Origin of the sequence: Haloarcula amylovorans, assembly GCF_004681185.1 — an archaeon.
Taxonomy (GTDB): domain Archaea; phylum Halobacteriota; class Halobacteria; order Halobacteriales; family Haloarculaceae; genus Haloarcula; species Haloarcula amylovorans.
In genome coordinates this window covers 641,593-664,954 of record NZ_SRIF01000002.1, presented here as the reverse complement: position 1 = coordinate 664,954, position 23,362 = coordinate 641,593, and the positions used below count along the sequence as shown (strand labels likewise).

The window sequence follows — 23,362 nt, the reverse complement described above, 5'->3', positions numbered from 1 at the left end:
GCTCGACGCCGTAGCCCCGCCATGAGCAAGCGACTGTTCGTCAGCGTCGATCTAGATGGCCTCGACGACGCAATTCGAGCCGTTCAGGAGCGCTTCGAGGGTGCATCAGGGCTCCGGCTCACTGACCCCGGACAGACTCACGTCACGCTGAAGTTTCTCGGCGACACCGACCCGGACCGAATCACGAACCTCGTGACCGAACTTGAAGCCGCCGTCGGCGACAGCGGCGTCGACCCCTTCGAAGCGCGCTTCGGTGGACTCGGCGTCTTTCCGTCGCTCGACTACATCAGCGTCGTCTGGGTTGGGGTCCGCGAGGGCCACGGGAACGCGGAACTGACGGCGCTCCACAAAGCTATCGAGGCGCGAACCGTCGAGATGGGATTCGACCCCGAGGGTCACGAGTTCACCCCGCACGCGACCGTCGCGCGGATGGACCACGCAGGCGGGAAAGCCCAGGTCCAACGCGTCGTCGAAGAGAACGACCCGGAGGTCGGCCGGTTACAGGTCGAGGAGATACGCCTCACCGAGAGCGTCCTGCGCGACGACGGCCCCGTTTATCGAACTATAGAATCAGTGTCACTATAGTCGCATCTCGCTAGCTCTAGGCCGGCCAAAAACAATCAAACTAGTGACAATTGTTATAGCGTCGACTCACCTAGGGTCGATATGGTCGCCGTCGAGAACGTGGCCTTCGTCTTCGTCGCGGGATTGCTCACCGCGTTGGCGACCGGGCTGGGCGCGATACCGTTCTTTCTGGTCGAGGAGTTCTCCGACCGGTGGAACGTCGTGTTGTGGGGGCTCGCGTCGGGCATCATGGTGGCCGCGTCGCTGTTTGGACTCGTGCGCGAGGGACTCGCCTACGGGTCGCCGATACTGCTGGTTCCGGGGCTGCTCGCGGGCGTCGCCCTCGTGGAAGTCGCCGACAGAGTGCTCGATGGCGTCGAACACGGGCCGAAGCAGTTCGAGCAGGCCGACTTCAAGAAACTCCTGCTCATCCTCGGCATCTTGACCGTCCACAGTTTCCCAGAGGGCGTCGCCGTCGGCGTCTCCTTCGCCGAGCTCGGGCTGGAGGGCGCGTCGCCGGCGAACGCCGTCGTCATCGCTGGCATTACCGTGCCGCTGCTGGCGGTGTTCATGACCGTCGCGATCTCCATTCACAACGTTCCCGAGGGGACCGCCATCGCCATTCCACTTCGGTCCCTCGGCGTCAGCGAGTGGCGGATGGTCTGGTGGGCGGTGTTTTCCTCGCTGCCCCAACCGCTGGGGGCAGTCATCGCTTATTACTTCGTGACGCTCGCAAAGGAATTCCTCCCGTTCGGCTTCGGCTTTGCGGCCGGTGCGATGGTGTACCTCGTCGCCACCGAGTTCGTCCCCGAGGCGCTCGAATACGGCACGGGGCTCGCAGGCGGCGGCAAACGAGAACTGGTCGCCGGCGGTGCAGTCGGTGTACTGGCGATGGTCCCGCTCGCGTTCGTCTAGAACGGCGAACGACTACGGATCACCTTCAGGTCGACGAACGCCGTCAGGGGGTCGTCGTACTTCTCGACGCGGGTCTCCATCCGGTAGTTCGAGTGATCGACAGCGAAGTAGTACGGTCCCGCCATCTCGACGGGTTCGCGGTTCCCGCCGTCGGCTGTCGACGCTTCATAGAGGCCCGATCCTTCTTTCGGTAGCGCTGTCTGGCTGAAGGCAGGGTGTCCCGACGGCGTGCTGTCTGGTTCGTGGCCTTTGATGTAGGAGTCGTACTGGGAGAAATCGGTGTCATCGGCGAAGAAGTAGATGTCAAAGGGCGTCTCCGACCGGACGATGTACTCGATCTCGCCGCCGGAATCTGAGAGGTCCGGAATCTCTTTCTCTATCCACGCGTTCTGTGGCTCGACAGTGACGTCCTGTTGAATACTGATGACGACTTCTCCGCCGCCACCAAGACAGCCGCTGCCGAGGGCTGTCACCCCTGTTCCTACCGTCCGAAGGACCACCCGGCGCTTCATCGAATGATGCTCTGCCGATATTCCTACTTAGTTCTACGTCCCCGCTTACAAACCGTGATAACGCCGGACAGCGGACGGTCCCCGCCGTCGACGAGCGCGGCCAGAAAAGGAAGGAATTTAAGTCACGGGGCGGAACACACGGGACACCATGAGTAAGAAGTCGAAGGCCAAGAAGAAGCGGCTGGCCAAACTCGACAACCAGAACAGTCGCGTGCCGGCTTGGGTCATGCTCAAGACCGACCGCGAAGTGCAGCGTAACCCGAAGCGCCGCCACTGGCGGCGTAACGACACCGACGAATAATGAGTTCCAGTGATTTCGAGGAGCGTGTCGTCACGATTCCGCTCCGAGACGCCCGCGCGGAACCGAGCCACCAGGCCGCTGACAAGGCGATGACGCTCATCCGCGAACACCTCGCCAAGCACTTCTCGGTCGAAGAAGACGCCGTCCGCATCGACACCTCCATCAACGAGGCCACGTGGGCCAAGGGACGGTCGAACCCGCCGAGTAAACTTCGCGTCCGCGCCGCCCGCTTCGAAGAAGAGGGCGAGGCAGTCGTCGAAGCCGAGACCGCAGAGTAAACTTGCTCCGCGCCGCGTTCTCCGGGTCGTCGTACGTCGGTGTCTTCGCCCGTGCGACCGACGACTGTGTGCTGGTTCGCCCCGACGTAGACGAATCGCTGCGAGAGGACTTAGGCGAGGAGTTGGAGGCTCCCGTGGTTCCGACGACCATCGGCCAGTCAGGAACCGTCGGCGCGCTGGCGACCGGCAACGGGAACGGCCTCCTCGTCTCCGCTCGGGTTCGAGACACCGAAATCGAGCGGATTCAGGAGGTCGTCGACGTGCCGGTGACGAAACTGCCGGGTCGCATCAACGCCGCTGGCAACGTCGTCTGCTGTAACGACGCGGGCGCGTACGTCCACCCGGACCTCTCGGATACGGCCGTCGAGACGGTCAGCGACGGACTGGACGTCCCCGTAGAACGCGGCGTCATCGCCGGAGTCAACACCGTCGGTACCGCCGCCGTCGCCACTAACGAGGGCGTGCTCTGTCACCCGAAGGCGACCGATGGCGAACTCGACACCTTGGAAGACCTGTTGAGCGTCCCCGCCGACATCGGCACGGTCAACTACGGCGGTCCGCTCGTCGGGTCGGGACTGGTCGCCAACGACTACGGCTACGTCTGCGGGTCCGACACCTCCGGGCCGGAACTGGGCCGCATCGACGCGGCGCTCGGCTACATCGACTGACCAGTCTTTCTTCGCAGTCGCTCTCGGGACTGCCAGCGCTGCCGCTCGCGTTCTTTCAGGACGGATGCTGGTGAGAGAGCTTCTCCGCGACGACGCCAGGGACCCGCGTCCCGCAGTCCGCACAGGTCCACGTCGGCGTCGCCCCCGTTCGCTCGCGCGTCAGATCCTGTCGGAACCGAAGCGTCGCCCCGCAGAGACACTGGTGTGTCGTCCCGCTCATGCTCCCGCCTAGGTACCGAGTGAGGGTAAATTCTCCGAGCGGTCGAACCAACCCGTCACTGGTCGGCCGATGGCACATAGGCCGTGACAATAGTTAACATCACTGAGTCGAAACAGACGGATATGACTCAGCGATCCGACGACGCCGAGCGGCCGAAACTGCTCGTGTGTCGAAAGTGCGGGTATCAGACGGACGTGCTCCGGTCGTCCTGTCCGGAGTGTAAGGGCGATATGATAGCCGACCATCGCACCGAGGAGTGACCGGGACGACACCGCCTTGACGCCACCCGCTCAGAGGAAGGTGACGAGCGCGATCGTGTTCAGGGCGACGACGAACGAGGAGACGAGCGCGAACCCGACGAGCGCCGCCGTCGAGCGGCGTTCGTCGAGGGCGGCCCAGACGAGGGCGACGACGAGGAGCGCCCCGATTTTCAGGATCGCGAGACCGACGACGCCGTAGCTCTCGATGAGCGCCCGTGCGACGGCGTTTCCCTCCCGGAGACCGAGTTCGAGTCCCACTGTCGTCGTCACGACGTCGAACAGCGACGTGAGGAGGATGACCGTCCACAACACCGCGTGTGACACCGACAACTCTCCGCCGATTGGAATCCAGCGCGCTAGCTCGCCGTCGGTCAGTGAGTAGTCCGGTGTCACCCTTGTCAGCCGTTATACGGCCCTCCATCCTTACTAATCGCCGACTAACCGAGGGATACGACCGTTATACTGTTGGATAACCGAACAGGACCGCGCGAGAAGCGGTCCGTTTTGGATCGAAATCGGCTCAGGCGAACGCGACCGGTTGACTGCCCGAATCTTCCTCTTGGTCGAGCTTCTCTCGGGCGGCGCGGAAGTCCGCCTGTTCGACGGTCGTTCGGTCGTCGCGGATAGCGAACATCCCGGCTTCCGTCGCCAGGGAGGCTAGTTCCGCGCCGGAGAGCCCGTCGGTTTCGCGAGCGAGCGCTCGCAGGTCCACTTCCGAGTCGAGGTTCATCTGTTCGGTGTGGATTTCGAGGATGCGCTCGCGACCCTCGACGTTGGGGTTGGGGACTTCGATGAGGCGGTCGAAGCGACCGGGCCGAAGGATAGCGCGGTCGAGCATGTCGAAGCGGTTGGTGGCAGCGATGATGCGAATCTCGCCGCGGTCGTCGAAGCCGTCCATCTCCGAGAGCAGTTGCATCATCGTCCGCTGGACCTCGGCGTCGCCGCTGGTCTTCGACTCCGTTCGCTTCGCGGCGATGGCGTCGATCTCGTCGATGAAGATGATGGCCGGTTGGCGCTCGCTGGCCAGTTCGAAGAGGTCGCGGACGAGCCGCGCGCCTTCGCCGATGAACTTCCGAACAAGTTCGGAGCCAGCCATCTTGATGAAGGTGGCGTCGGTCTCGTTGGCGACGGCTTTCGCCAGCATCGTTTTGCCCGTCCCGGGCGGGCCATGGAGCAAGACACCGCTCGGTGGGTCGATACCGACTTCGTGGAACTGTTCGGCGTTGATAAGCGGCTCCTCGACGGCTTCGCGGACCTCTCGGATCTGCTCCTCTAAGCCACCGATGTCCTCGTAGGAAACGTCCGGCGACGCCTCCACTTGCATCGCCTGTGCGCGCGCGTCCGTCTCGGGATCGAGAATCTCCTTGACGCCGAACGAATCGTTGATGGCGACGCGGTCGCCGGCTTCTAAGCTCTCTCGCATCGACGGGGAGACCTCCGTTAAGACCTCCTGATTGTTGCCGTGCTGTTTGACGACGACGCCGTCGTCGGTCAGCTCCTCGACGGTGGCGATGTACAGCGACGAGGTCTTTAGCATCTCGTTTTCGCGTTCGAGCTGGTCTACCTCGTCGGTGAGCGATGTCTGCCGACCGCGGGCGTCGTCGAGTTGGTCGGTTAGCTGTTCGTTGACGCGGACGATCTCGTCGAAGTGGTCCCGGAGTGCCTCTAGACGCTCCTCGGGCGTCATATCTGGATCGAGGTCGAGCCGTGGCCTGTCCGGAAGCGAGGGGCTACGCGACATTTGGGTGGCCGGTACTACACGGTTGAGACACAAAGTGCCTTTGGGTCAGGTACGCGATATGCAGGGTGCGACTGCGTCAGGTCCCCGTCGCCAAGCGACAAAATGGCGGATACGACGAACAGTCGCTACGTTCGGTGGAGTAACTGGTGAGTCACAGGAGGTTGGCGAACTCGTCTAAGTACTCGCCGTACGTCGAGAGCGCCGAATCGACAGGTGCGGGACTGGTCATGTCCACGCCCGCGTTCTGGAGGAGTTCCAGCGGGTACTCCCGGGACCCGCTACGCAGGAAGTCGACGTAGCGCTCTGCGGCGTCGTCGCCCCCGTCGAGGATGTTCTCGACGAGCGCGACAGCCGCGGAGATGCCGGTGGCGTACTGATAGACGTAGAACGCGCGGTAGAAGTGCGGGATTCGCATCCACTCGCGGGCGATGCGGTCGTCGAGTGTCGCCGGTTCGTAGTAGTCGCCCTTGAGGTCGGCGTAGAGGTCGTCCAGTCGGTCGGGCGTGAGCGGTTCGCCCGCCTCGCTCATCTCGTGGGTACGGTGTTCGAACTCCGCGAACATCGTCTGGCGGTACAGCGTCGAGCGGAACCGTTCGAGGTACTCGTTGAGGACGTGCCGACGCAGGCGCTCGTCCTCGACCGTTTCGAGCAGGTGGTGAGTCAACAGCGTCTCGTTGACGGTGCTCGCGACTTCGGCGACGAAGATCTCGTAGCCCGAGTACACGTACGGTTGTTCCTCGCTAGTGAACTCCGAATGCATCGAGTGGCCGAGTTCGTGGGCCAGCGTGTACATCGACTCCACGTCGTCCTGATAGTTCATCAGGATGAACGGCTGGGAGTCGTAGGTGCCCCCGGAGTACGCGCCCGACTGCTTGTGCTCTGTCTCGTAGACGTCAACCCACCGGGACTCCAGCCCCTCCGCGAGGCGAGTCTGGTACTCCTCGCCCAGCGGCGCGACAGCCTCGGTAACGTGTTCACAGGCCTGTTCGTACTCGATTTCGGGCGATTCCTCCTGAACGAGGGGGACGTAGAGGTCCCACATCTGCAGTTCGTCAGCGTCGATGGCCTCCCGTTTCAACTCCGCGTGGCGGTGGAGGTGGTCCAGGTTGTCGTGGACGGTATCGACCAGCGTGTCGTACACCTCGACAGGGACGTTCGGGCCGTTGAGAGCCGCCTCGCGGGCGCTGTCGTAGTTGCGCGCGTCGGCCATCTTCACGTCGGTCTTGACCGCGTTCTTGTAGGCCGTGCCGACGGCGTTCCTGACGCCCTCCCACTCGTCGTAAAAGGACTCGTAGACGCGCTGGCGGAAGTCCCTGTCCGGGTGTTTCTGGAGCGTCGTGAAGTTGTTGAGCGTGACTGCTCGGGTCTCGCCGTCGGGGTCCTCGACGGTCGGGAACGCCATGTCGGCGTTGGCGAGCATGTTGTACACCTCGCCGGGCGCGCCGGTCACCTCGCCCAGTTCGGCCAGCAGGTTCTCGACTTCGGCCGAGCGGGTGTGTGGTTTCATCCGGAGTACGTCGTCGAAGTAGTGCCTGTAGTCGTCGAGGTCGGGCTCTTCGTCCATCATCGACTCGACGTCACCCCGGTCTAGTTCCTGCAGTTCGGGTTCGATGAAGGAGGCGGCGCTGTTGGCCTCCGAAGAAAGCGACTGACTGCGGGCCGTCAGCGCCTGATACGTGTCGTCAGTCGTGTCCTCGTCTCGCCGCATCCGTGCGTACGCGGCGACGTTGGCGACGACGCGCATCAGCTCCTCGTACGTTTCGAGCACTGCCAGGAGCGTCTCGGCATCCTCGGTGACTCGCCCCTCGTAGGTTGCGAGGTCCGCTATGCGTTCTTCAGCCTCCTCGTATGCGGCTTCCCAGTCGTCGTCCGTCGCGTAGAGGGACTCTAAGTCCCACTTGTACGCCTCGTCGATGTCGCCGCGGGCGGGTACCGAACTCATGCCCCGGTCTAAGCGGGGGTGTCGGGTAAGGCTTTCCGGCTACGGCGGGTCGACGTTCCGACTACGAGAGACCGTCTCGGAGGGTCCCGGCAACCCTCGCCGCCGTCTGCCGCTCGGCCCGCAACGCGCCGAAGATTTCTCGGGCGCTTGCGCGAGCGTCGGAATCGGCATCGAACTCGACGCCGGGGTAGGCTACGTCGGTCAGCACCAGCGGGTACGCCGGCGCGGGGGCGACACCCTCGGGACCCTCGACGGGGTCCGCGTCGAGGACTCGCTCGACTTTCGGGAACGACGACTCGCCGCGGGCGACCTCGGTGATCAGCCCGACGACTCGCCGGACGAGCTGGCGACAGAAGCCGCCCGCCCGCAGTTCGATGACGAAGAAGTCGCCGTCGCGGGTCAACGACCCGTCGAGGGTCCGAACCGTCCCCGTCTCATCCGGCGTGAGGTTGTGGAAGTCGTGTTCGCCCCGGAGCGCGTCGAGGGCCGCCCGCGCCATCACCTCGGCGGCGTCCGGCGCGTAGAGATGGTACGTGTAGGTGCGTTCGCTCGCGTCGTGAGTCGCGTGGAACCGCTCGGATACGTTGGCGCTGGCCCACGCGCGAACGCTCGCCGGGAGTTCGCTGTTGAACGCCGCGGGTGTGAGCCATTCAGGCACGTCGAAGGCGACTGTCTGGGCGACGGCAGAGACGCCGGCGTCGGTGCGGCCGGCCGCCGCGTAGCCCTCGGGCGGGTCGTCACCTCGCTCGTAGACGCCGAGCCGCGAGAGCGCGTCGAACAGCGCGTCCTCGACTGTCGCCACGTCGGGCTGGCGCTGGAACCCGTTGTAGGGGCGGCCGTCGTAGGCGATTCGATAGGCGCGCATGACCGTGATTCGTCGAGCAATCACTTGTGTACCCCGACTCTCAATCACTGAGAATCGAGGGGATGAGTTTAGAAGTGTCCTATCCCTAGCACTACGTAATGGCTACGTCCGCCGACGAGGTTCGCCAGTTCCCCCGTCCGCCCGTCACGTTCACCGACCAACGCTCCCGAACGCTCGAGATAACGGCTTACGACGGCGACCCGTCGCCGCTGGTGGGGATGTACGCACAGTTCGACAACGAGTCCCGCGCGCAGGGGGTCCCGCCACGGGGAGAGACACAGATACGCGAGTGGGTCGAGACGCTGTTAGACGAGGGCCTGAACGTGGTCGTCTGGCACGACGAGACAGCGGTCGGTCACGCTGTCCTCATTCCCGAAGGAGAGTCCTCGGAACTGGCGATCTTCGTCCACCCCGAGTACCAGTCGGCGGGCATCGGAACGCGACTCATCGAGGTATTGCTGGGCCACGGACAGGAGAACGGTCTCGACCACGTCTGGTTGGCCGTCGAGCGGACGAACCACGTCGCAATGAAACTGTACGACGGGGTCGGGTTCGAGACGCGCTTGCGGGACCGGGCTGAACACGAGATGGAACGGCCCCTCTAGACGAAATCCTCGAAGGTCGGTCGGTCGTCCTCGCCGGGGAACGAGTCGACGGGGACGCTGACCTGTTCGCCCCCGTCCATCTCTTTCAACGTCACTTCGTCGTTCTCTAGGTCCTGTTCGCCGACGATGACGACCGTCTCGGCGTTCACATCGTCGGCGTAGCCCATCTGCGCGCCGAAGGAGCGACCGGCCACGTCGCTCTCGACGACGTTCCCGCGTTCACGCAGGTCACGGGCGATGCGAGCCGCCGTCGGGCGGGTGTCGCCCACCTGCAGGACGTAGTAGTCCGTCGTCAGTTCCTCGGCGGGCCAGACACCGGCCCGTTCACAGAGCAGTTGGAGCGTGGCGTGGCCGGGCGCGAATCCGACGGCCGGGGTCGGCTGGCCGCCGAAGCCCTCGATGAGGTCGTCGTACCGGCCGCCGCCGAACACCGCACGGGACACCTCACCGGTAGAATCGAAACACTCGAAGACGACGCCGGTGTAGTAGTCGAGACCGCGCGCGGTCGAAAGCGAGAGCGTAACGTGCTCACGGACACCGAAATCCGCCGTGGCGTCGAGCACGTCCTGCAGGTTCTCGGTGGCGTCGGCGACGGCTTCGGAACGCTCCGCGAGCGTGTCGAGTTCGTCCTCACCGGCCTGTAGCAGGTCGTCGAACTCCTCGGCTTGGTCGTAGCTCAGTCCCGTCTCGTACAGCGCATCGAGATACTCCGCTCGGTCGATTTTCGCGCGCTTGTCGACAGTGCGGATGGCCTCGCGGGTGTCCACGTCCGCGTCGAACGATTCGAGGAGTCCAGAGAGGATATCCCGATGGGAGACACGAATCTCGAAGTCCTCGCTCGTCAGGCCGAGGTCCGTGAGCATGTCGACAGCGACGGCCAGAATCTCGGCGTCGGCCGCTGGCTCCGAGGATCCGAAGATGTCGACGTTGGTCTGGTAGAACTCACGGAATCGGCCCTGCTGGACCTGCTCGTAGCGCCAGAACGGGCGCGTCGAGACCCACTTGATCGGCTTCGAGAGCGCCTGCTGCTTGGCGACGACCATCCGCGCGACCGACGGGGTCAACTCCGGGGTCAGCGCCACCTCGCGGCCGCCCTTGTCCTCGAAGCTGTACAGTTCCTCGACGATCTCCTCGCCGCTCTTGTCGACGTACATCTCGGTCGATTCGAGCGCGGGGGTGCCGATCTCTCGGAAGCCGTACCGGCGGGCAACGTCCTCGACGGTGTCCATCGCCCACCGACGCGCCTGCATCTCCTCGGGGTAAAAGTCACGAAAGCCCTTGACGCGGTCGTACATGTCCGCGCATACAGCGAGGGCGCGCTTGAACCTGTTCGTTCGTGGCGGGTCACCCACGCAGGCGACTCACTCGTCTGCGATAGGAGCGTACTCCGCTTTAGTCTCTTGGACGACGTAGAGATCAGTGTCGAGTCGCGCGGCGACCCGGCCGCCAACGGTGTTTACGGGTCTGACGAAGCGACCGATGTTATCGCTGCCGACCACGACGAGAGTAGCGCCGTTCTCGCGGGCGACGTCCCGTAGTCGCCGCGCGATACTCCCCGACTGGGCCCGCCCGGCGAGGACTATCGGGCGAAACTCCGCGGTCGGTGCGAGTGACGCGACGCGCGCCTCGAAGCGCGAGACGATCGCCTTTGCGTCGAACGTCTCGTCCGCCGTTATCCACTCGTGGTCGAGGGCGTTCTCCCGGTCGCGTGGAACGACGGTCGAGACTACTACCGGCTCGTCCAGTGAATACGCGAGCGACTGGGCGCGTTCGAGCGCCGCGCTCGACACTGTCGTCCCATCGTACGGCACGAATATCGTCATCTCAATTCCCCCACGGGTGAACGTCGGTCGCTAACTCACTTAGCAGTAGTCGGTGGTTCTCTCCCGGTGAGAATACCACGGCCGGTCCCGCGCTATCGAGACAACCCACGCACCCGCGACTGGGTGTGTTCGGGAAACACCTCGCCGACGGCCGACTCGCCGTACTCCTCGGCCAGCAGTGTTCGCAGTTCCACTTCGTAGTCAGCCTTCGGGATTGCTTCGCTCGGCCCGGCCTCCACCTCTAGCTTCTCGGCGGCCATCGCGTCGATAGCGCCGCGACCGACGCCCGCGAGCGGCGCGAGGTAGTCCACGTCGAAGCGGTCCTCGACGCTCTGAGCCAACGGGCGGTCAATCGTCGGTACGCGGTCGTCGCGGCGCGTCCCGTCGGCGACGGCATCCAGCGAATCGGTCCACTCGCCCGCCGCCAGCGTCTCCACGGCGTGTTCGTGGACCTGCTGGATACCGTTTCGCGGGTAGCCGTCGTCGCTCATCTGGGAAACGGCAGCGTGAGCGACGCTCGGGTCGAGTTCGACGGTTTCGTGGGCGAAGCCGACGGCTTCGGCGGCTTCGCGGGCAGGAGCGAGATTGGCGATGCCGAACGTTCCGGTGACGAGGGTCACGTCGTAGAAGGGGTCTAAGAGGAGCGCCGAAAGCGTCGAGTCCTTGCCAGCGCTGTACAGCAGTCCGCAGTGCATCTACCGGCGCTTGATGTCGAAGCTCTTCGAGTCGGGAGTGAGTTCCGAGAGCAGTTCCTTCATCTGCTCTTCGTCGATCTGGCCCTGCACGCGACCGCTGCGGGCCAGCGCGACGACCTGCTGTTCGATCTGGTCGCCGATGTCAGGCTTGGACATCTTGACGGTGTTGAGCCGTTTGCGAGCGCCGTCGGTGAGGTGTTGGCGCAGGACGGCTTTCTTCTGGGCTTCCGCCTGCTCCTGTGCGGCCTGCTGGGCCTCGGCGTCGCCACCCTCTTGCTGTTCTTTGAGCTGTTCCATCTTCTGCTTGCGGAGTTCTTCGATGTCTTCCTCGCTGGGGTCGCCGCTCATAGCTAGGTGAAACTATCGGTGTCGGCGGGAAAACGATTTCGGAGACTCGACTACGGGCCGAAAAGGGAGAGACAGGCTATGCGTAGCGTTCGAGTTCCGGACGATCGATCTCAGAGAGAACCTCGCCCGCGGTGTCGTCTAAGAGCGCGCGGCCGTCACCCGTGACGCGGCGGCCGTCGTTCTCACTGGTCTCGACGTAGCCGGCATCTTCGAGCTGCTGGAGCGCGGTGCGGATGATGTTACCCGAGCCCTTTGCCTTGCGCTTGGGGCGGACGCGGTAGCGCGTCGAACCCTGCTTGGAACTGCCGTACTCGCTGCGAAGCGCGTTGACGCCGACCGGCCCGTCGACGGCGACCTTCCGGAGCAGGCTGGCGGCGCGGCGCTCCCAGAAGTCGTCCTGTTCGGGCGGGAGTTCGCGGTCGACGCCAGTCTTGGTGAAGGTGACCCACTCGGGGGCCTCGATGTCGTCTTCGTCCTCGAACGTCTCGGTGAGGGCCTCGATGAGGTCCTCGGCGGGCGCGTCGTAGAGTGTCGTCATTGGCCCTTGCTTTCCGTCGGCGTCATTTAAGCGCATCGTTCGCGTCCCCGGGCGTGAACCGTTCACTCCCCGGGGCTGGCGGCCGCGTGATTCGCGCCGAGAGCGCTCGCGACACCGGCCCCGACAAGCGTCGGGAGCAGATACGTCGCGCCTCGGTGGATGAGGACCGCTGACGCCGCCGCCGCCGCCGGGACACCGGCGGTGGAGACCAGAAGCGTCACTAACACTGTCTCGATAGCGCCCGACCCGCCGGGAAGCGGGGCGATACTGGCGATGCTGCCCAGGGGCACGACCAGTAGCACTGTCGCCACCGGGACGGCGTAGCCGATCGCGTACAGCGACGTCCACAGCGACGCGGCCAGACACCCCCATCCGACGGCAGAGAGGCCAAGCGTCTGAACGACGGTCCGTCTGTCGGTAGCGATGCGCTCGATGGCCGCGAAGAAACTCTCGATGCGCGTCTCGATGACCGCGGCCGTCGGCGGCGACCGCCGCGGAACGACCCGGCCGAGCGCCCGAACGACCGGCGTAAACACGCGGACGACGGTAGCTTCGAGTTCGTAGCGATAGCGCCACCCGAAGTACGCGCCGAGGGGTAAGCCGACCGCCAGTACGGCGACGGCGACGGCGGCGAAGACGAGGTTGCGGCCGAGCCGAACCGCGCCGGCCGCGACGAAGGTGAAGCCGATGATGGCGTAGCCGATAGAGGGGACGAAGTGGACGGTATCGACGGTGGCGATGGCGGCCAGCCCCGTCTCGTACTCGCTGTCGGCCGCCGAGGAGATGAGTAGCGCGGAGAGCGGCTCGCCGCCCGCCTGTCCGAACGGCGTGACGTTGTTCGAGAAGACGGCCGCCGTGTAGACCAGAATCGCGGTGGCGGGTGCGATGGGGTTGCCGAGCGCGGCTAGCACCGACCACAGCGCCAGGCCCCACGCAGTCATCCAGACGACGGCGATCCCGACGACGGCGAGCAACACGGCGGGGTCGGCCTGCAATAGTGCCGACAGCGTCCGGTCGACGCCGACGACCCACACCAGCACCGCGAGGACACCAAGCGCACCGACGAACCCGGCGACTGTCGCCCAGCGATTGCCGTCCATATCGGTGCCGTCGGGCGTCGCCGGTTTGAACGTACCGACGTGCGCGCGACACGGCTGGTCAGGGATGGAGAGCAGCTACCGTCACCGCGCGGCGTATCCCCTGTCGTTTTGCGCCGGGAGGGCGACGGGCCTCGTATGGACGAACAGGCTGCCCTCGCACTCATCGGCGACCGCCTCCCGGCGGCGGGTGACGACTGCGCCGTCGTCGACGGGCAGGTCATCACGACGGACATGCTCCACGAGCGGACGGACTTTCCAGACGGGACGACCCGCTACACCGCCGGGTGGCGGGCCGTCGGCGCGTCGCTGTCGGACGTCGCGTCGATGGGGGCCGAGGCGACGGCGGCGGTGGCCGTCTACGCCGCCCCCCAGTTCGACGGCGACGAACTGCTGGCGTTCGTCGACGGGGCGGTCGATGTCTGCGAGGCGGTCGGCGCGGAGTACGTCGGCGGCGATCTAGACGGCCACGAGGAGTTCACCGTGGCAACGACGGCGCTGGGCGACACGGAGGACCCGGTCCTGCGCTCCGGCGCGTCACCGGGAGAAGTGGTCTGCGTGACTGGCACGCTCGGTCGCTCCGCCGCCGCATTGCGGTTGTTCGAACGGGGCGACAACGAAGCAGCTAACGACCTATTTCGGTTCGAACCGCGCGTGCGGGCGGGCGTCGCGCTCCGCTCGTACGCGACGGCGATGCTGGACTCCAGCGACGGTCTGGCCCGGTCGGTCCACCAGCTCTGTGCGGCCAGCGACTGCGGGGCGGCGCTCGAACCGCCGCTACCGATAGACGAACGGGTCGATGCAGTCGCGACCGACGACGGCGACCGGCGAGAGCTGGGCGTGTTCTTCGGCGAGGACTTCGAACTGGTGTGTACGGTCCCCGAACGCGACCTCGCTGCCGCACGCGAAGCGGTCCCCTGTCCGCTTCAGCGGGTCGGTACTGTCACCGACGACGGCGTGACGCTCGACGGCGAGACGCTCCCCGACCGGGGGTACTCACACTAAAAGCGGTCGTCGGCGAGCGCTGTCTCGACCTGTTCAGCGGCCGCCGCTGCGGCACTTGCCCGTTCGTCGTCCGTGAGTTCGTTCCCGTCTCGGTCGCCGTCCACGTCGTCGGCCACGCCGGGGTCGGTGGTCATGCTATGATCGAACGTACGAGGCACACCCCCGTATAAACACAAGACCGTTCGCCGACGTTCAGCAGTTTCACAACAGTTTGGGACGTTGCAGCCGTTGTTCTGGACCGCCAATCGAGCGAGTGAACCGTGTGAAACCGTCGAAAATACAGTCTTTCGTGGTCCACCGCGGATGGATTGTGAAACAGTCTCACTCACGCGATAAAAGAGTGGCTACGCGGTGACTATCTCGAACGGAATCGGGGTAAAGCAGGCGATTCCGAGGGCAAACGTCACGAGGCCGAGTGCGATTCGCCGACGGTCCAGTGGTTCGTCGACCGTCGGCTCCGCCGGTCCCGCGTAGGCGAGTCCGGTGGCGAAGACACCCCAGAACGCCCACAGCGTCCAGACGCCAAAGCCGATGGGAGGCGCATCGCGGGTGAGATAGAGGTATCCCGAGAGCGCGAACAGCGCGCCGGGTACCGCCGCCGCGATGGTCTCCTGTCGGCGGCCGATGATCGCACGGACGATGTGGCCGCCGTCAAGTTGCCCGACCGGGAGCAAGTTGAGGAACGTGAAGAACATCCCCGCCCATCCGGCGAAGACGACTGGGTGAACAGCCTCTCGGGGACCGTACTCGACGCCGATACCGAGCGCTACGACGAGTTCCTGCAGACCCTGTAGCAGTAGCGGGTCGTGGAAGTTGATACCGTACTTGGCACCGCCGTTGAGGACGCTCTGGGGGACTGAGATGGGGTCGAGCGTGAGGCCGATTATCGTGACGACGATCGTAGCGACCAGTCCCGCCAGCGGCCCGGCGACGCCGATGTCGAACAGCGCACGCCGGCTCGGAATGCGACCACGGATGTTGATGACGGCACCCATCGTCCCGAGCAACGAGGGAAACGGGATGAAATAGGGGAGCGTCACGTCCACGCCGTGATACCGAGCGGCGGCGTAGTGGCCGAGTTCGTGGATACCTAACACGCCCAACATCGCCACGACGAACGGCCACGCCTCGAAGATGCGGAGCGGCTCCTCCGCGACGGGAATGTAGTACCACCCGCTCGCGCCGACGTACAGCGTCGAGGCGACCGTCGCGAGTAAGAGCGCGACGTTGAGCCAGGGGACGCCACCGTGAGTCGCTTCGGTCGGTTCCGCGACCAGCGCGTACTGCTGGCCGCGCGTGTCGAGCGGCGTACCGCCGTCAGTCGGTTTCGCGGACGCCTGTCGCTCTAACTCGATGTCGTAGCCATACTCGGCGAACACGGGGGCGAGTTCGTCGGCGACGCTACGGGGAGGAACGAGTGGGTCACCGAAGTATCGAAGTGTCTCACCGTCCCGGTGGACGGTTGCGACGTGGAAGACGGCCGCCAGTTCGGCGGGCGACGGGGACTCGTCGGCAGGACGACTCATCACTCACTCGTACAGCGTGCGGACACTAATATACTCTGCCCGACAGGAGAAGCGGGGGGGGACCGAAAGCGGGAGCGGTGACGGACTTACGCGGGTTCGATGCGCCACGTCGTCGCGCTCGTGTACGACCACTTTTCGACGTGGATCTCCGTGGCGCTGTCTTTGAGCTTGACCATCAGCGCACCGATTTCCTTCGGCGAGAGGCCGACCTCGTCGGCGATGAATTTGCTCTTGAAGTACATTTCGCCGTCCGCGGCCTTCTCTGCGAGGAAGGACTTCAGGCGCTGTTCTTTGGAGGGCTCTTCCTCGTTGGCGGGGGATGCAGTTGCGCTCATCTGTGTCACCTCGTCTATGCCTTCTGCCGGAGAGAGTATATAAAGAAAGGAAGCTTCGCGTCACTTCGGCGGCTTTCAGGAAAAATTGCCGTGAAATGCATATTTTATAACCGTTTCAGAGGGCTTTAGACGTTTTATAGAGCGTTTTAAACTCTCACAAGGTGGTCGAGAGTCCACCATTTTTCATACCCGCGAATCCGGTATTATCACGTATTTCCAGCACACTTTACAGCAATTGTTGCTGGTTCTGCGTCTGACGTATGTCTGCCATCGTCTACGGGCGGGGTGTGCTGTGACGGCGGTATTCGACTGGGGTTGACAACCCTTAAGAGCGTTTCGCGGTTACGCCGGGCCAATGAAAGTCGTCGTCTCTATCGGTGGAAGCGTCCTCGCTCCGAATCTCGAACCGGACCGCGTGTCCGAGTACGCCGCCACACTCCAGACACTCGACGAAGCGGGACACACACTTGGTGCGGTCGTCGGCGGTGGCCCAACCGCTCGGGACTACATCGAGAGCGCCCGCGAACTGGGGGCCAACGAGATCGAACTCGACCAACTGGGAATCGCCGTCACGCGCCTGAACGGCCGCCTGCTCATCGCGGCGCTGGACGATCGGGCGGCGTCGACTCCCGCCGAGAGCTACGAAGCGGGACGCGAAGCCATCCGGCGCGGCGATATCCCCGTCCTCGGCGGGATCGTCGCCGCCCAGACCACCGACGCCGTGGCCGCTGCCTTCGCCGAGTACGTCGACGCCGATCTACTAGTGTACGCAACCTCCGTCGCGGGCGTCTACGACGACGACCCCAAGGAAGACCCCGAGGCGACGCGTTTCGACCATCTCACGGCGTCTGAACTCGTCGACATCATCGCTGGGATGGAGATGGCCGCCGGGAGCAACGCGCCGGTCGACTTACTCGCCGCGAAGGTCATCGAGCGAGCGGGCATTCCGACCGTCGTCGTAGACGGCACCGACCCTGAACGCGTCCGAGCGGCCATCGCCGACCGCGAGTTCGACGGCACCGAAATCGTCCCGGAGGCATAATGGCCGAAGACCCCTATGCAGTCGGTAGCGGCGGCGAGCGAGCGTTCTGGGCGGATTCAGTCGCGGACGTTATCGAGGCCCGCGACCCTGAGGACCCCATCGTCATCAAGGGTGGCGTCTCCCCGTCCGGTGTGCCCCACATCGGGCATTTCAACGAGATAATGCGGGGATACTTCGTAGCTGAGGCGCTCCGCGACCGAGGGCACGAAGTACGGCAAGTGTTCACCGCCGACGACAAGGACCGACTGCGGAAAGTCCCCCGGCAACTCGCCGACTTGGAGTGGAACATCGTGGGTTTGGGCGAGGTGAACGCGGGCGCGCTCGGTCGCAATCTCGGCAAGCCCTACACGGATATCCCCGACCCCTTCGGGTGCTGTGATTCGTATGGCGCACACTTCACGAACCTCCTGAAGAAGAGTGCCGAACTCGTCGGCGTGGACGTGGAGTTCGTCTCGAACACGGAGATGTACGAAAACGGCGAGTTCGAGGCCGTCACACGGCGCGTCCTCGAACGTGCCGACCGTGCCCGCGAGGTACTTTCCGAGTACCAGAACAAGGTCGACGACGACTACGTCCCCTTCGTGCCCCAGTGTGAGAACTGCGAGAAACTCACCGAGGGTGTCACCGAGGTTGACCTGGCGGCCGGTGAGATCCACTACGTTTGTACGGACGTCGAGGCCGGCGACCAGACCATCGAGGGCTGCGGGCATGAGGGGGTCGCTACCTTTCGGGACGGTAAACTCCCGTGGCGCTTCGAGTGGCCCGCCCAGTGGGAGATTCTGGGTGTCGACTTCGAACCGTTCGGGAAGGACCACGCCGAGGGCTCCTGGCCCTCTGGGGAAGATATCGCCGAGAACGTCCTCGACATCGACCCGCCCGTGCCGATGGTCTACGAGTGGTTCACGCTGGAGGGCGAACCGCTCTCTTCCTCCTCGGGCAACGTCGTCACCGTCGACGAGGTGCTCGAAATCCTCGAACCGGAGGTGTTCAAGTACTTCTTCACGAAGAACCCGCGAAAACAGCGGGACTTCTCCGTCGAGAGCGTGGATCAACTGGTCGACGGGTTCGACCGCTTCGAGGCGCTGTACTTCGACGAAATCGACGCCCGCGACGATGACGAGCAGGAAGTCGCCGAGCGAGCGTATCCGATGGTGGTGGACGATCCCCGCAAAGAGCGGGTCCGCATTCCCTACACCTTCGCCGCCGTTCTCGGGATGACCGAGGACCCTGCGCTGCGCGAGCAAATCGCCCGCAAGGAGGGTCACATCCCCGAGGATGCCCCCGAGTGGGCCGTCGCCAACGCGCTCGCCCGCGTCGAACGCGCCCGCAACTGGGCGCGCCGGACGAGCAACGAGTTCGACTACGAACTCAAACGGACCGAACTGCCCGAGACGGAGTTCGACCCGGCGACCGAGGCGGCCCTTGACGAGTTAGCCGCTTTCGTCGCCGAGGGCCACGACGGCGAGGAGATACAGGGCGAGATCTACGAGACTGCGAAGCGACATGACATCGACATCGGCGACTTCTTCTCGGCGGGCTATCGACTGCTGTTCGACGATACCGAAGGCCCGCAACTCGGGCCCTTCATCTCGAAGTTAGACCGGGAATTCGTCGTCGAGCGGTTGCGCCGAGAGGCGTAGGCGCGTTCGCCGCCGAGAACCGGAATCAGACCCAGCTAACATTTGTGAGCGTCTCGACGTGTTCATCGAGGTTGGTACTCCGCTGCTCGCTCTCTTCTAACCGATAGCTGGGCGCTCAATAGCAGACGTTTTCACTGAATCGGGCGGTCTGCCGTTGCGGTAGCATACGCCGAGCGAAGTGAGGCGTTTCACGGTCACGAACGAAGTGAGTGACCGCCTTTTTCATCGACGTTTTTACTCGGGGTTGAGCGCTCGCCAAGTGCGAGCGCGATGCCCCGAGAGAAAAAGGTCGAACCCGAACCCTCTTGCTTTGCTGGCTCTACGTACCGATAGATGGTAAGCACGCTGATGTGGGTTCTCGCTGGACTCGTCGCTTACACGCTGTTGGCGATGGCGCTCAAGGCCCGTGGAGTGGTTCCCGATTTCATTCGTTTCAGTGGGCCGATAACGACGATTCACACCCAGCGAGGAAAGATAATTCTCGATAAGTTGGCACGTCCTAAGCGGTTCTGGCGGGCGTGGGGGAACCTCGGCGTCGGGATCGCGCTCGTCGTAATGGTCGGGTCGTTCCTGTTAGTCATTTTCGGGGCCTATCAGGCAATCGTCAACCCGCAGCCGTCGGCACTCAACGAACCCCGGAACGCGCTGGCAATTCCGGGTGTCAACGACTTTCTCCCGCTCTCTGTCGCGCCCGAGATTCTACTGGGCCTGCTTCTCGGTCTCGTCGTCCACGAGGGTGGCCACGGACTGTTCTGTCGGGTCGAAAATATCGACATTGAGTCGATGGGGCTGGCGCTCATCGCGGTGATTCCCGTCGGTGCGTTCGTCGAACCTGACGAGGACGAGCTGCTCCGTTCGGACCGCGGGTCGCAGATTCGGATGTACGCCGCTGGCGTGACCAATAACTTCGCGCTGTCGCTCGTGGCCTTACTCCTCCTGTTCGGGCCGATTGCCGGCTCGCTGGCCGTCGTCGACGGGGTACCAGTGGGGGATTCACTGCCCGGGTCGGCCGCCGAACAGGCCGGGATCGACTCCGGCGACGTGATTACGGCTATCGACGGACAGTCGGTGAGTAACTCCCAAGAGCTCCAGACAGTACTCGCCGAGAACGACCGCCGGAGCGTCGATGTCTCGCTCAAAGACGGTTCGACGACGACCGTAGAACGAGCCCCGATGGTTGTCGGTGCAGTCCAGAGCGCACCGCTCGACGTCGGCACGACGATTACTGCCGTCAACGACACCGAAGTGTACACGCGGGGCGACTTGGACCGGGCGGCGCGCAACCACACGGTCGCCACGCTTCGGACTGAAGACGGGAAGACCGTGACGACGCCGCTCGGAGCCTACGGCCGCGTCACCGCGGGCAGTCCGCTGGAGGCGGCGGGCGCGCCCGCCAACGCGTCGATAGTCGTTACGTCGCTTGGCGGCCAGCGTACTCCGAGCGCGAGCGCGCTCGGCAAAGCGCTCTCACAAACCAGTCCCGGTGACGAGGTGACGGTCGTCGGCTACGTCGACGGGCAGCGACAGGAGTACACCGTGAGGCTGGCCGAACGCGATGGCGTCGACAGCGGCGTCCTCACGAGTTCGTTCCGCGCGGGCATCAGCGGCTTCGAGGTCAACGACTTCGGCATCGACCAGTACCCCGCCGCGACGTTCTTGGAGTTCATCGGCGGCGACCCCGAGAACCCGAACACCGAACGAGGCTTCTCGTTCGTCCAGCGCGTCTTCGCCATCCTCATCCTACCCTTCATCGGCGTCGCGGGTGGCTTCGGCTACAACTTCGCCGGCTTCACCGGCATCGCCACGAACTTCTACACCGTGCAGGGCCCGCTCGCAGCGCTCGGGACGACGCCGGTGTTCCTACTGGCAAACGCCCTGTTCTGGACCGGCTGGATCAACCTCGTCATCGGCCAGTTCAACTGCGTGCCGACGTTCCCGTTGGACGGCGGCCACATCCTCCGAGCGACGACGGAGTCGGTCGTCTCTCGACTCCCGGTCCCCGACCGCCGCCGGGCGACGACGGCGGTGACCGTCGCGGTGACGGTGTCGATGATCGCCGGGTTGCTGTTGATGGTGTTCGGCCCGCGCTTCTTCGCCTGACCGCCGCATCTAAGGGGTATCCGCCCCGGAACGTATCCCCGTCGTTCGAACCGCCTTTCGTTACCCATTTACTGCCCGCCGCGAGAGTTGGCCGTATGTTTGTAGCGCTCCGCGCGGAGGTCGAGGACGCCCTCGAAACCGCGCTCACGGAGTTAGACTTGCCGACCGACGACCTCGGTATCGAGGAGCCGCCGGAAGACGTCGACGCCGTCCTCGCGTCCAGCGCGGCGTTCCGACTGGCCGGTGCGGTCGGCGCGCCACCGCCGAAAGTCGCCGCGGACATCGCCGACGCCATCGACGCTAACTCGCTCACCTACGTCAGCGAAGTCACCACACAGGGTCCGTACGTCAACTTCCTCCCGAGCGAGGCGTACTTCGCCGAGACGCTGGAAGCGGCGGCCGACGAAGAGTACGGCCGCCTCCCGGACCGCGACACCAGCGTCGTCGTCGAGCACACCTCCGCGAACCCGACCGGTCCGGTCCACGTCGGCCGGGCGCGCAACCCGATCATCGGCGACGCTATCGCTCGCGTACTCGATTACGCCGGCTACGACGTCGAACGCCACTACTACGTCAACGACGCTGGCCGTCAGATCGCGGTGTTTACGTGGGCCTACGAGACCTTCGAGGAGTCGGACCTGCCCGAACCCGAACGGGACTCCCCTGAGTACGAGATGGTCCGCTACTACCGCAAGGGTAACGCCTTCCTCGAAGACGCCGACCCTGACAGAGTCGAAGAAGCCGAAGCCGAGATTCAGGCAATCTTGCAGGGGTTAGAAGCGGGCGACGAGGCGACGTTCGAACGCGTCGCCGAGGTCGTCGACACCGTCCTCGGCGGGATGCGCCGCACGCTTGCCCGTCTTCCCGCGGAGTTCGACGAGTTCGTCAAGGAGACGCGGTTCATGCGCGACGACTCGACGGACGAACTGGTCGACCGCCTGCAAGAGCTCGACTGTGCCATCTACGAGGACGACGCGTGGCAACTCGACCTCCCCGACTTCGAGAAGAATCTCGTCTTCCTCCGCTCTGACGACACCTCGCTGTACACGACCCGCGATCTGGCACACCACGAGTGGAAGTTTGACACCTACGACCGCGCCGTCACGGTGCTCGGCGAGGACCACAAACTGCAGGCCGATCAGCTCTCGGCCGCACTCGAACTGCTCGGCAACGACACCGAACAGCTCCGTCAAGTGTTCTACTCGTGGGTCAACCTCCCCGAAGGCGGCATGAGCACTCGTGAAGGAACCGGCATCGACCTGGACGACTTATTGGACGAGGCTATCGCTCGCGCCCGTGACGAGGTCCAGTCCCGTCTAGACGACCGCTCGCGCGGCGAGCTGGACGAGGACGACATCGAGCGAATCGCCCATCAGGTCGGCATCGGTGCGGTGCGCTACGACATCGTTTCGAAACAGCCGACGAAGGGCATTACCTTCGAGTGGGACCGCGCGCTCGATTTCGAGGCCCAGTCCGCCCCCTACGTCCAGTACGTCCACGCGCGGTGTTGTGGAATTCTCGACGATGTCGACGACGACGAACTCGCCCCTTCGCGGGGCTTCGAGCATCTCGACGAACCCGAAGAGCGGGACCTCCTCCGAGTTGTCGCCCGCTTTCCGGCGGTCATCGACGAAGCCGCCGAGGACCTGCAACCACACACCGTTGCCACGTACACGCGTGATCTCGCGGAGACGTTCAACGCATTCTACCGCGAGTGTCCAGTCTTAGATGCGGACCCCGAGACACGAGCGGCACGGCTCGCGCTCGTCGCGGCCACGCGTCACGCCGTCGCCAACTCGCTCGATGCGATCGGCGTCGAAGCACCGACCTCGATGTAAGTCTCAGCTTCGAGCGCGGCGTCGAAATAGGACGGCGACGAGACGATTTTCCGTTTTCGAGGGACATCTCGTGCCCTCCACCCAAAACATCTGCCTCTGGAAACGACCTGCTGACGCATCCGAACGCACTATGTTCTTGACGAACCGCTCCATATGCGTCTCAAACAGGAGCCGTGGTACCGCCACTCTCGGAAGTGTTATACCCGGAAGGGGACTACATTTGTTTGTAATGTCTAACGGAAAAGTTGATTTCTTCAACGACACTGGCGGCTACGGTTTCATTTCGACTGACGACGATGCTGTAGACGACGACGAAGACGTGTTCTTCCACATGGAGGACGTTGGCGGTCCGGACCTCGAAGAGGGTCAGAACGTCGAGTTCGACATCGAATCATCCCCGAAGGGACCCCGCGCGACGAACCTCGTCCGCAACTAACGACTCGTTCCGCCTGTCGTTTGTAGCGATGGACGGCAATTCGTTCTTTCAGATACTACCTGTCGTAG

At 64.3% G+C, this 23,362-nt stretch carries 28 protein-coding genes; 13 read left to right on the top strand and 15 right to left on the bottom strand.

What is annotated here, in order from left to right; genetic code table 11:
• The first annotated feature begins 21 nt into the window (after window positions 1-21).
• Both thpR and E4S61_RS10565 read left to right on the top strand, forming a co-directional pair.
• Entirely contained in the window at window positions 22-585 is a 564-nt protein-coding gene (thpR, locus tag E4S61_RS10570; RefSeq protein WP_135303900.1) for an RNA 2',3'-cyclic phosphodiesterase, read from the top strand.
• 81 nt (window positions 586-666) lie between these two features.
• Window positions 667-1,479: a ZIP family metal transporter gene (locus tag E4S61_RS10565; protein WP_135303899.1), complete on the top strand. Its 813-nt coding sequence runs from the start codon at window positions 667-669 to the stop codon at window positions 1,477-1,479.
• Here E4S61_RS10565 and E4S61_RS10560 read toward each other — a convergent pair.
• Window positions 1,476-1,991: a hypothetical protein gene (locus E4S61_RS10560; protein WP_135303898.1), complete on the bottom strand. Its 516-nt coding sequence runs from the start codon at window positions 1,989-1,991 to the stop codon at window positions 1,476-1,478. The two genes, E4S61_RS10565 and E4S61_RS10560, sit on opposite strands and share 4 nt — an antisense overlap.
• A 148-nt stretch (window positions 1,992-2,139) precedes the next feature.
• Between E4S61_RS10560 and E4S61_RS10555 the strand changes: the two genes are divergently transcribed.
• From E4S61_RS10555 to E4S61_RS10545, 3 genes are read left to right on the top strand one after another with little or no spacing between them, the layout of a single operon-like run.
• Window positions 2,140-2,292 (top strand): 50S ribosomal protein L39e, encoded by a 153-nt coding sequence (locus tag E4S61_RS10555; RefSeq protein WP_135303897.1) that lies wholly within the window; start codon window positions 2,140-2,142, stop codon window positions 2,290-2,292.
• Window positions 2,292-2,570, top strand: a complete 279-nt coding sequence (locus E4S61_RS10550; RefSeq protein WP_135303896.1) for a 50S ribosomal protein L31e — start codon at window positions 2,292-2,294, stop codon at window positions 2,568-2,570. The genes E4S61_RS10555 and E4S61_RS10550 overlap by 1 nt, the downstream gene beginning before the upstream one ends.
• A 2-nt stretch (window positions 2,571-2,572) precedes the next feature.
• Window positions 2,573-3,238 (top strand): translation initiation factor IF-6, encoded by a 666-nt coding sequence (locus tag E4S61_RS10545; RefSeq protein ID WP_135303895.1) that lies wholly within the window; start codon window positions 2,573-2,575, stop codon window positions 3,236-3,238.
• Window positions 3,239-3,293: 55 nt separating this feature from the next.
• Here the strand turns inward: E4S61_RS10545 and E4S61_RS25385 are convergent, their stop codons facing one another.
• Window positions 3,294-3,458 (bottom strand): hypothetical protein, encoded by a 165-nt coding sequence (locus tag E4S61_RS25385; protein ID WP_167768472.1) that lies wholly within the window; start codon window positions 3,456-3,458, stop codon window positions 3,294-3,296.
• A gap of 122 nt (window positions 3,459-3,580) precedes the next feature.
• Here E4S61_RS25385 and E4S61_RS25380 point away from each other — a divergent pair, with 122 nt between their 5' ends.
• The gene (locus E4S61_RS25380) at window positions 3,581-3,718 is read left to right on the top strand and encodes a hypothetical protein (RefSeq protein WP_167768471.1); all 138 of its coding nucleotides are present in this window, start codon (window positions 3,581-3,583) and stop codon (window positions 3,716-3,718) included.
• A 30-nt stretch (window positions 3,719-3,748) separates the two neighbouring features.
• Here E4S61_RS25380 and E4S61_RS10540 read toward each other — a convergent pair whose 3' ends face one another.
• The 4 genes from E4S61_RS10540 to truA form a co-directional block, all read right to left on the bottom strand.
• Complete coding sequence (locus E4S61_RS10540; protein ID WP_135303894.1) at window positions 3,749-4,111, bottom strand: DUF5658 family protein; 363 nt, start codon at window positions 4,109-4,111, stop codon at window positions 3,749-3,751.
• A 127-nt stretch (window positions 4,112-4,238) separates the two neighbouring features.
• Window positions 4,239-5,459: a proteasome-activating nucleotidase Pan2 gene (pan2, locus tag E4S61_RS10535; protein ID WP_135303893.1), complete on the bottom strand. Its 1,221-nt coding sequence runs from the start codon at window positions 5,457-5,459 to the stop codon at window positions 4,239-4,241.
• 151 nt (window positions 5,460-5,610) lie between these two features.
• Complete coding sequence (gene pepF, locus E4S61_RS10530) at window positions 5,611-7,401, bottom strand: oligoendopeptidase F (RefSeq protein ID WP_135303892.1); 1,791 nt, start codon at window positions 7,399-7,401, stop codon at window positions 5,611-5,613.
• 61 nt (window positions 7,402-7,462) lie between these two features.
• Window positions 7,463-8,266 (bottom strand): tRNA pseudouridine(38-40) synthase TruA, encoded by an 804-nt coding sequence (gene truA / locus E4S61_RS10525; protein WP_135303891.1) that lies wholly within the window; start codon window positions 8,264-8,266, stop codon window positions 7,463-7,465.
• Window positions 8,267-8,364: 98 nt separating this feature from the next.
• Between truA and E4S61_RS10520 the strand changes: the two genes are divergently transcribed.
• Window positions 8,365-8,871 (top strand): GNAT family N-acetyltransferase, encoded by a 507-nt coding sequence (locus E4S61_RS10520; protein WP_135303890.1) that lies wholly within the window; start codon window positions 8,365-8,367, stop codon window positions 8,869-8,871.
• Here E4S61_RS10520 and hisS read toward each other — a convergent pair.
• From hisS to E4S61_RS10490, 6 genes are all read right to left on the bottom strand, one after another.
• Window positions 8,868-10,166: a histidine--tRNA ligase gene (hisS, locus tag E4S61_RS10515; RefSeq protein ID WP_135303889.1), complete on the bottom strand. Its 1,299-nt coding sequence runs from the start codon at window positions 10,164-10,166 to the stop codon at window positions 8,868-8,870. The genes E4S61_RS10520 and hisS overlap by 4 nt on opposite strands.
• A gap of 66 nt (window positions 10,167-10,232) precedes the next feature.
• A complete protein-coding gene (locus tag E4S61_RS10510; protein WP_135303888.1) occupies window positions 10,233-10,694 on the bottom strand; it encodes a universal stress protein in 462 nt (153 codons plus the stop codon).
• Window positions 10,695-10,786: 92 nt separating this feature from the next.
• Window positions 10,787-11,389 (bottom strand): DUF7411 family protein, encoded by a 603-nt coding sequence (locus E4S61_RS10505; RefSeq protein ID WP_135303887.1) that lies wholly within the window; start codon window positions 11,387-11,389, stop codon window positions 10,787-10,789.
• Window positions 11,390-11,737, bottom strand: coding sequence for a DNA-binding protein (locus E4S61_RS10500; RefSeq protein ID WP_135303886.1), 348 nt, complete (start codon window positions 11,735-11,737; stop codon window positions 11,390-11,392).
• A 76-nt stretch (window positions 11,738-11,813) separates the two neighbouring features.
• Window positions 11,814-12,275, bottom strand: a complete 462-nt coding sequence (locus tag E4S61_RS10495) for a 30S ribosomal protein S19e (protein ID WP_135303885.1) — start codon at window positions 12,273-12,275, stop codon at window positions 11,814-11,816.
• A gap of 62 nt (window positions 12,276-12,337) precedes the next feature.
• Window positions 12,338-13,375, bottom strand: a complete 1,038-nt coding sequence (locus E4S61_RS10490) for a lysylphosphatidylglycerol synthase transmembrane domain-containing protein (RefSeq protein WP_135303884.1) — start codon at window positions 13,373-13,375, stop codon at window positions 12,338-12,340.
• Between the two features lie 135 nt (window positions 13,376-13,510).
• Between E4S61_RS10490 and thiL the strand changes: the two genes are divergently transcribed.
• A complete protein-coding gene (thiL, locus tag E4S61_RS10485) occupies window positions 13,511-14,377 on the top strand; it encodes a thiamine-phosphate kinase (RefSeq protein WP_135303883.1) in 867 nt (288 codons plus the stop codon).
• On the opposite strand, the gene E4S61_RS25375 is transcribed toward thiL, so the two are convergent.
• From E4S61_RS25375 to E4S61_RS10475, 3 genes are all read right to left on the bottom strand, one after another.
• Window positions 14,374-14,511 carry a hypothetical protein gene (locus E4S61_RS25375; protein WP_167768470.1) on the bottom strand — a complete coding sequence of 46 codons (138 nt, stop codon included), beginning with the start codon at window positions 14,509-14,511 and terminating at the stop codon, window positions 14,374-14,376. The two genes, thiL and E4S61_RS25375, sit on opposite strands and share 4 nt — an antisense overlap.
• A 210-nt stretch (window positions 14,512-14,721) precedes the next feature.
• Complete coding sequence (locus E4S61_RS10480) at window positions 14,722-15,903, bottom strand: site-2 protease family protein (protein WP_135303882.1); 1,182 nt, start codon at window positions 15,901-15,903, stop codon at window positions 14,722-14,724.
• A gap of 86 nt (window positions 15,904-15,989) precedes the next feature.
• Window positions 15,990-16,238: a DUF7123 family protein gene (locus E4S61_RS10475; RefSeq protein ID WP_135303881.1), complete on the bottom strand. Its 249-nt coding sequence runs from the start codon at window positions 16,236-16,238 to the stop codon at window positions 15,990-15,992.
• Window positions 16,239-16,593: 355 nt separating this feature from the next.
• On the opposite strand from E4S61_RS10475, the gene pyrH reads away from it, so the two are divergent.
• The 5 genes from pyrH to E4S61_RS10450 all read left to right on the top strand — a co-directional run bounded on the left by pyrH (window position 16,594) and on the right by E4S61_RS10450 (window position 23,294).
• Window positions 16,594-17,280 carry a UMP kinase gene (pyrH, locus tag E4S61_RS10470; protein ID WP_135303880.1) on the top strand — a complete coding sequence of 229 codons (687 nt, stop codon included), beginning with the start codon at window positions 16,594-16,596 and terminating at the stop codon, window positions 17,278-17,280.
• Window positions 17,280-18,920: a lysine--tRNA ligase gene (lysS, locus tag E4S61_RS10465; RefSeq protein ID WP_135303879.1), complete on the top strand. Its 1,641-nt coding sequence runs from the start codon at window positions 17,280-17,282 to the stop codon at window positions 18,918-18,920. Before pyrH ends, lysS begins: the two co-directional genes overlap by 1 nt.
• A gap of 333 nt (window positions 18,921-19,253) precedes the next feature.
• Window positions 19,254-21,020 carry a site-2 protease family protein gene (locus E4S61_RS10460; protein ID WP_135303878.1) on the top strand — a complete coding sequence of 589 codons (1,767 nt, stop codon included), beginning with the start codon at window positions 19,254-19,256 and terminating at the stop codon, window positions 21,018-21,020.
• Window positions 21,021-21,115: 95 nt separating this feature from the next.
• The gene (argS, locus tag E4S61_RS10455; protein ID WP_135303877.1) at window positions 21,116-22,858 is read left to right on the top strand and encodes an arginine--tRNA ligase; all 1,743 of its coding nucleotides are present in this window, start codon (window positions 21,116-21,118) and stop codon (window positions 22,856-22,858) included.
• Window positions 22,859-23,087: 229 nt separating this feature from the next.
• A complete protein-coding gene (locus E4S61_RS10450) occupies window positions 23,088-23,294 on the top strand; it encodes a cold-shock protein (RefSeq protein WP_135303876.1) in 207 nt (68 codons plus the stop codon).
• Window positions 23,295-23,362: the final 68 nt, after the last annotated feature.

Coding starts and splice junctions, on each gene's coding strand:
- thiL (WP_135303883.1), top strand. CDS start 13,511: ATGGACGAACAGGCTGCCCTCGCACTCATCGGCGACCGCCTCCCGGCG.
- pyrH (WP_135303880.1), top strand. CDS start 16,594: ATGAAAGTCGTCGTCTCTATCGGTGGAAGCGTCCTCGCTCCGAATCTC.
- E4S61_RS25380 (WP_167768471.1), top strand. CDS start 3,581: ATGACTCAGCGATCCGACGACGCCGAGCGGCCGAAACTGCTCGTGTGT.
- E4S61_RS10460 (WP_135303878.1), top strand. CDS start 19,254: ATGGTAAGCACGCTGATGTGGGTTCTCGCTGGACTCGTCGCTTACACG.
- E4S61_RS10495 (WP_135303885.1), bottom strand. CDS start 12,275: ATGACGACACTCTACGACGCGCCCGCCGAGGACCTCATCGAGGCCCTC.
- lysS (WP_135303879.1), top strand. CDS start 17,280: ATGGCCGAAGACCCCTATGCAGTCGGTAGCGGCGGCGAGCGAGCGTTC.
- E4S61_RS25385 (WP_167768472.1), bottom strand. CDS start 3,458: ATGAGCGGGACGACACACCAGTGTCTCTGCGGGGCGACGCTTCGGTTC.
- argS (WP_135303877.1), top strand. CDS start 21,116: ATGTTTGTAGCGCTCCGCGCGGAGGTCGAGGACGCCCTCGAAACCGCG.
- E4S61_RS10450 (WP_135303876.1), top strand. CDS start 23,088: ATGTCTAACGGAAAAGTTGATTTCTTCAACGACACTGGCGGCTACGGT.
- thpR (WP_135303900.1), top strand. CDS start 22: ATGAGCAAGCGACTGTTCGTCAGCGTCGATCTAGATGGCCTCGACGAC.
- E4S61_RS25375 (WP_167768470.1), bottom strand. CDS start 14,511: ATGACCACCGACCCCGGCGTGGCCGACGACGTGGACGGCGACCGAGAC.
- E4S61_RS10550 (WP_135303896.1), top strand. CDS start 2,292: ATGAGTTCCAGTGATTTCGAGGAGCGTGTCGTCACGATTCCGCTCCGA.
- E4S61_RS10560 (WP_135303898.1), bottom strand. CDS start 1,991: ATGAAGCGCCGGGTGGTCCTTCGGACGGTAGGAACAGGGGTGACAGCC.
- E4S61_RS10490 (WP_135303884.1), bottom strand. CDS start 13,375: ATGGACGGCAATCGCTGGGCGACAGTCGCCGGGTTCGTCGGTGCGCTT.
- pan2 (WP_135303893.1), bottom strand. CDS start 5,459: ATGTCGCGTAGCCCCTCGCTTCCGGACAGGCCACGGCTCGACCTCGAT.
- E4S61_RS10510 (WP_135303888.1), bottom strand. CDS start 10,694: ATGACGATATTCGTGCCGTACGATGGGACGACAGTGTCGAGCGCGGCG.
- E4S61_RS10555 (WP_135303897.1), top strand. CDS start 2,140: ATGAGTAAGAAGTCGAAGGCCAAGAAGAAGCGGCTGGCCAAACTCGAC.
- truA (WP_135303891.1), bottom strand. CDS start 8,266: ATGCGCGCCTATCGAATCGCCTACGACGGCCGCCCCTACAACGGGTTC.
- E4S61_RS10505 (WP_135303887.1), bottom strand. CDS start 11,389: ATGCACTGCGGACTGCTGTACAGCGCTGGCAAGGACTCGACGCTTTCG.
- E4S61_RS10565 (WP_135303899.1), top strand. CDS start 667: ATGGTCGCCGTCGAGAACGTGGCCTTCGTCTTCGTCGCGGGATTGCTC.
- E4S61_RS10475 (WP_135303881.1), bottom strand. CDS start 16,238: ATGAGCGCAACTGCATCCCCCGCCAACGAGGAAGAGCCCTCCAAAGAA.
- hisS (WP_135303889.1), bottom strand. CDS start 10,166: ATGTACGACCGCGTCAAGGGCTTTCGTGACTTTTACCCCGAGGAGATG.
- E4S61_RS10480 (WP_135303882.1), bottom strand. CDS start 15,903: ATGAGTCGTCCTGCCGACGAGTCCCCGTCGCCCGCCGAACTGGCGGCC.
- E4S61_RS10500 (WP_135303886.1), bottom strand. CDS start 11,737: ATGAGCGGCGACCCCAGCGAGGAAGACATCGAAGAACTCCGCAAGCAG.
- E4S61_RS10520 (WP_135303890.1), top strand. CDS start 8,365: ATGGCTACGTCCGCCGACGAGGTTCGCCAGTTCCCCCGTCCGCCCGTC.
- pepF (WP_135303892.1), bottom strand. CDS start 7,401: ATGAGTTCGGTACCCGCCCGCGGCGACATCGACGAGGCGTACAAGTGG.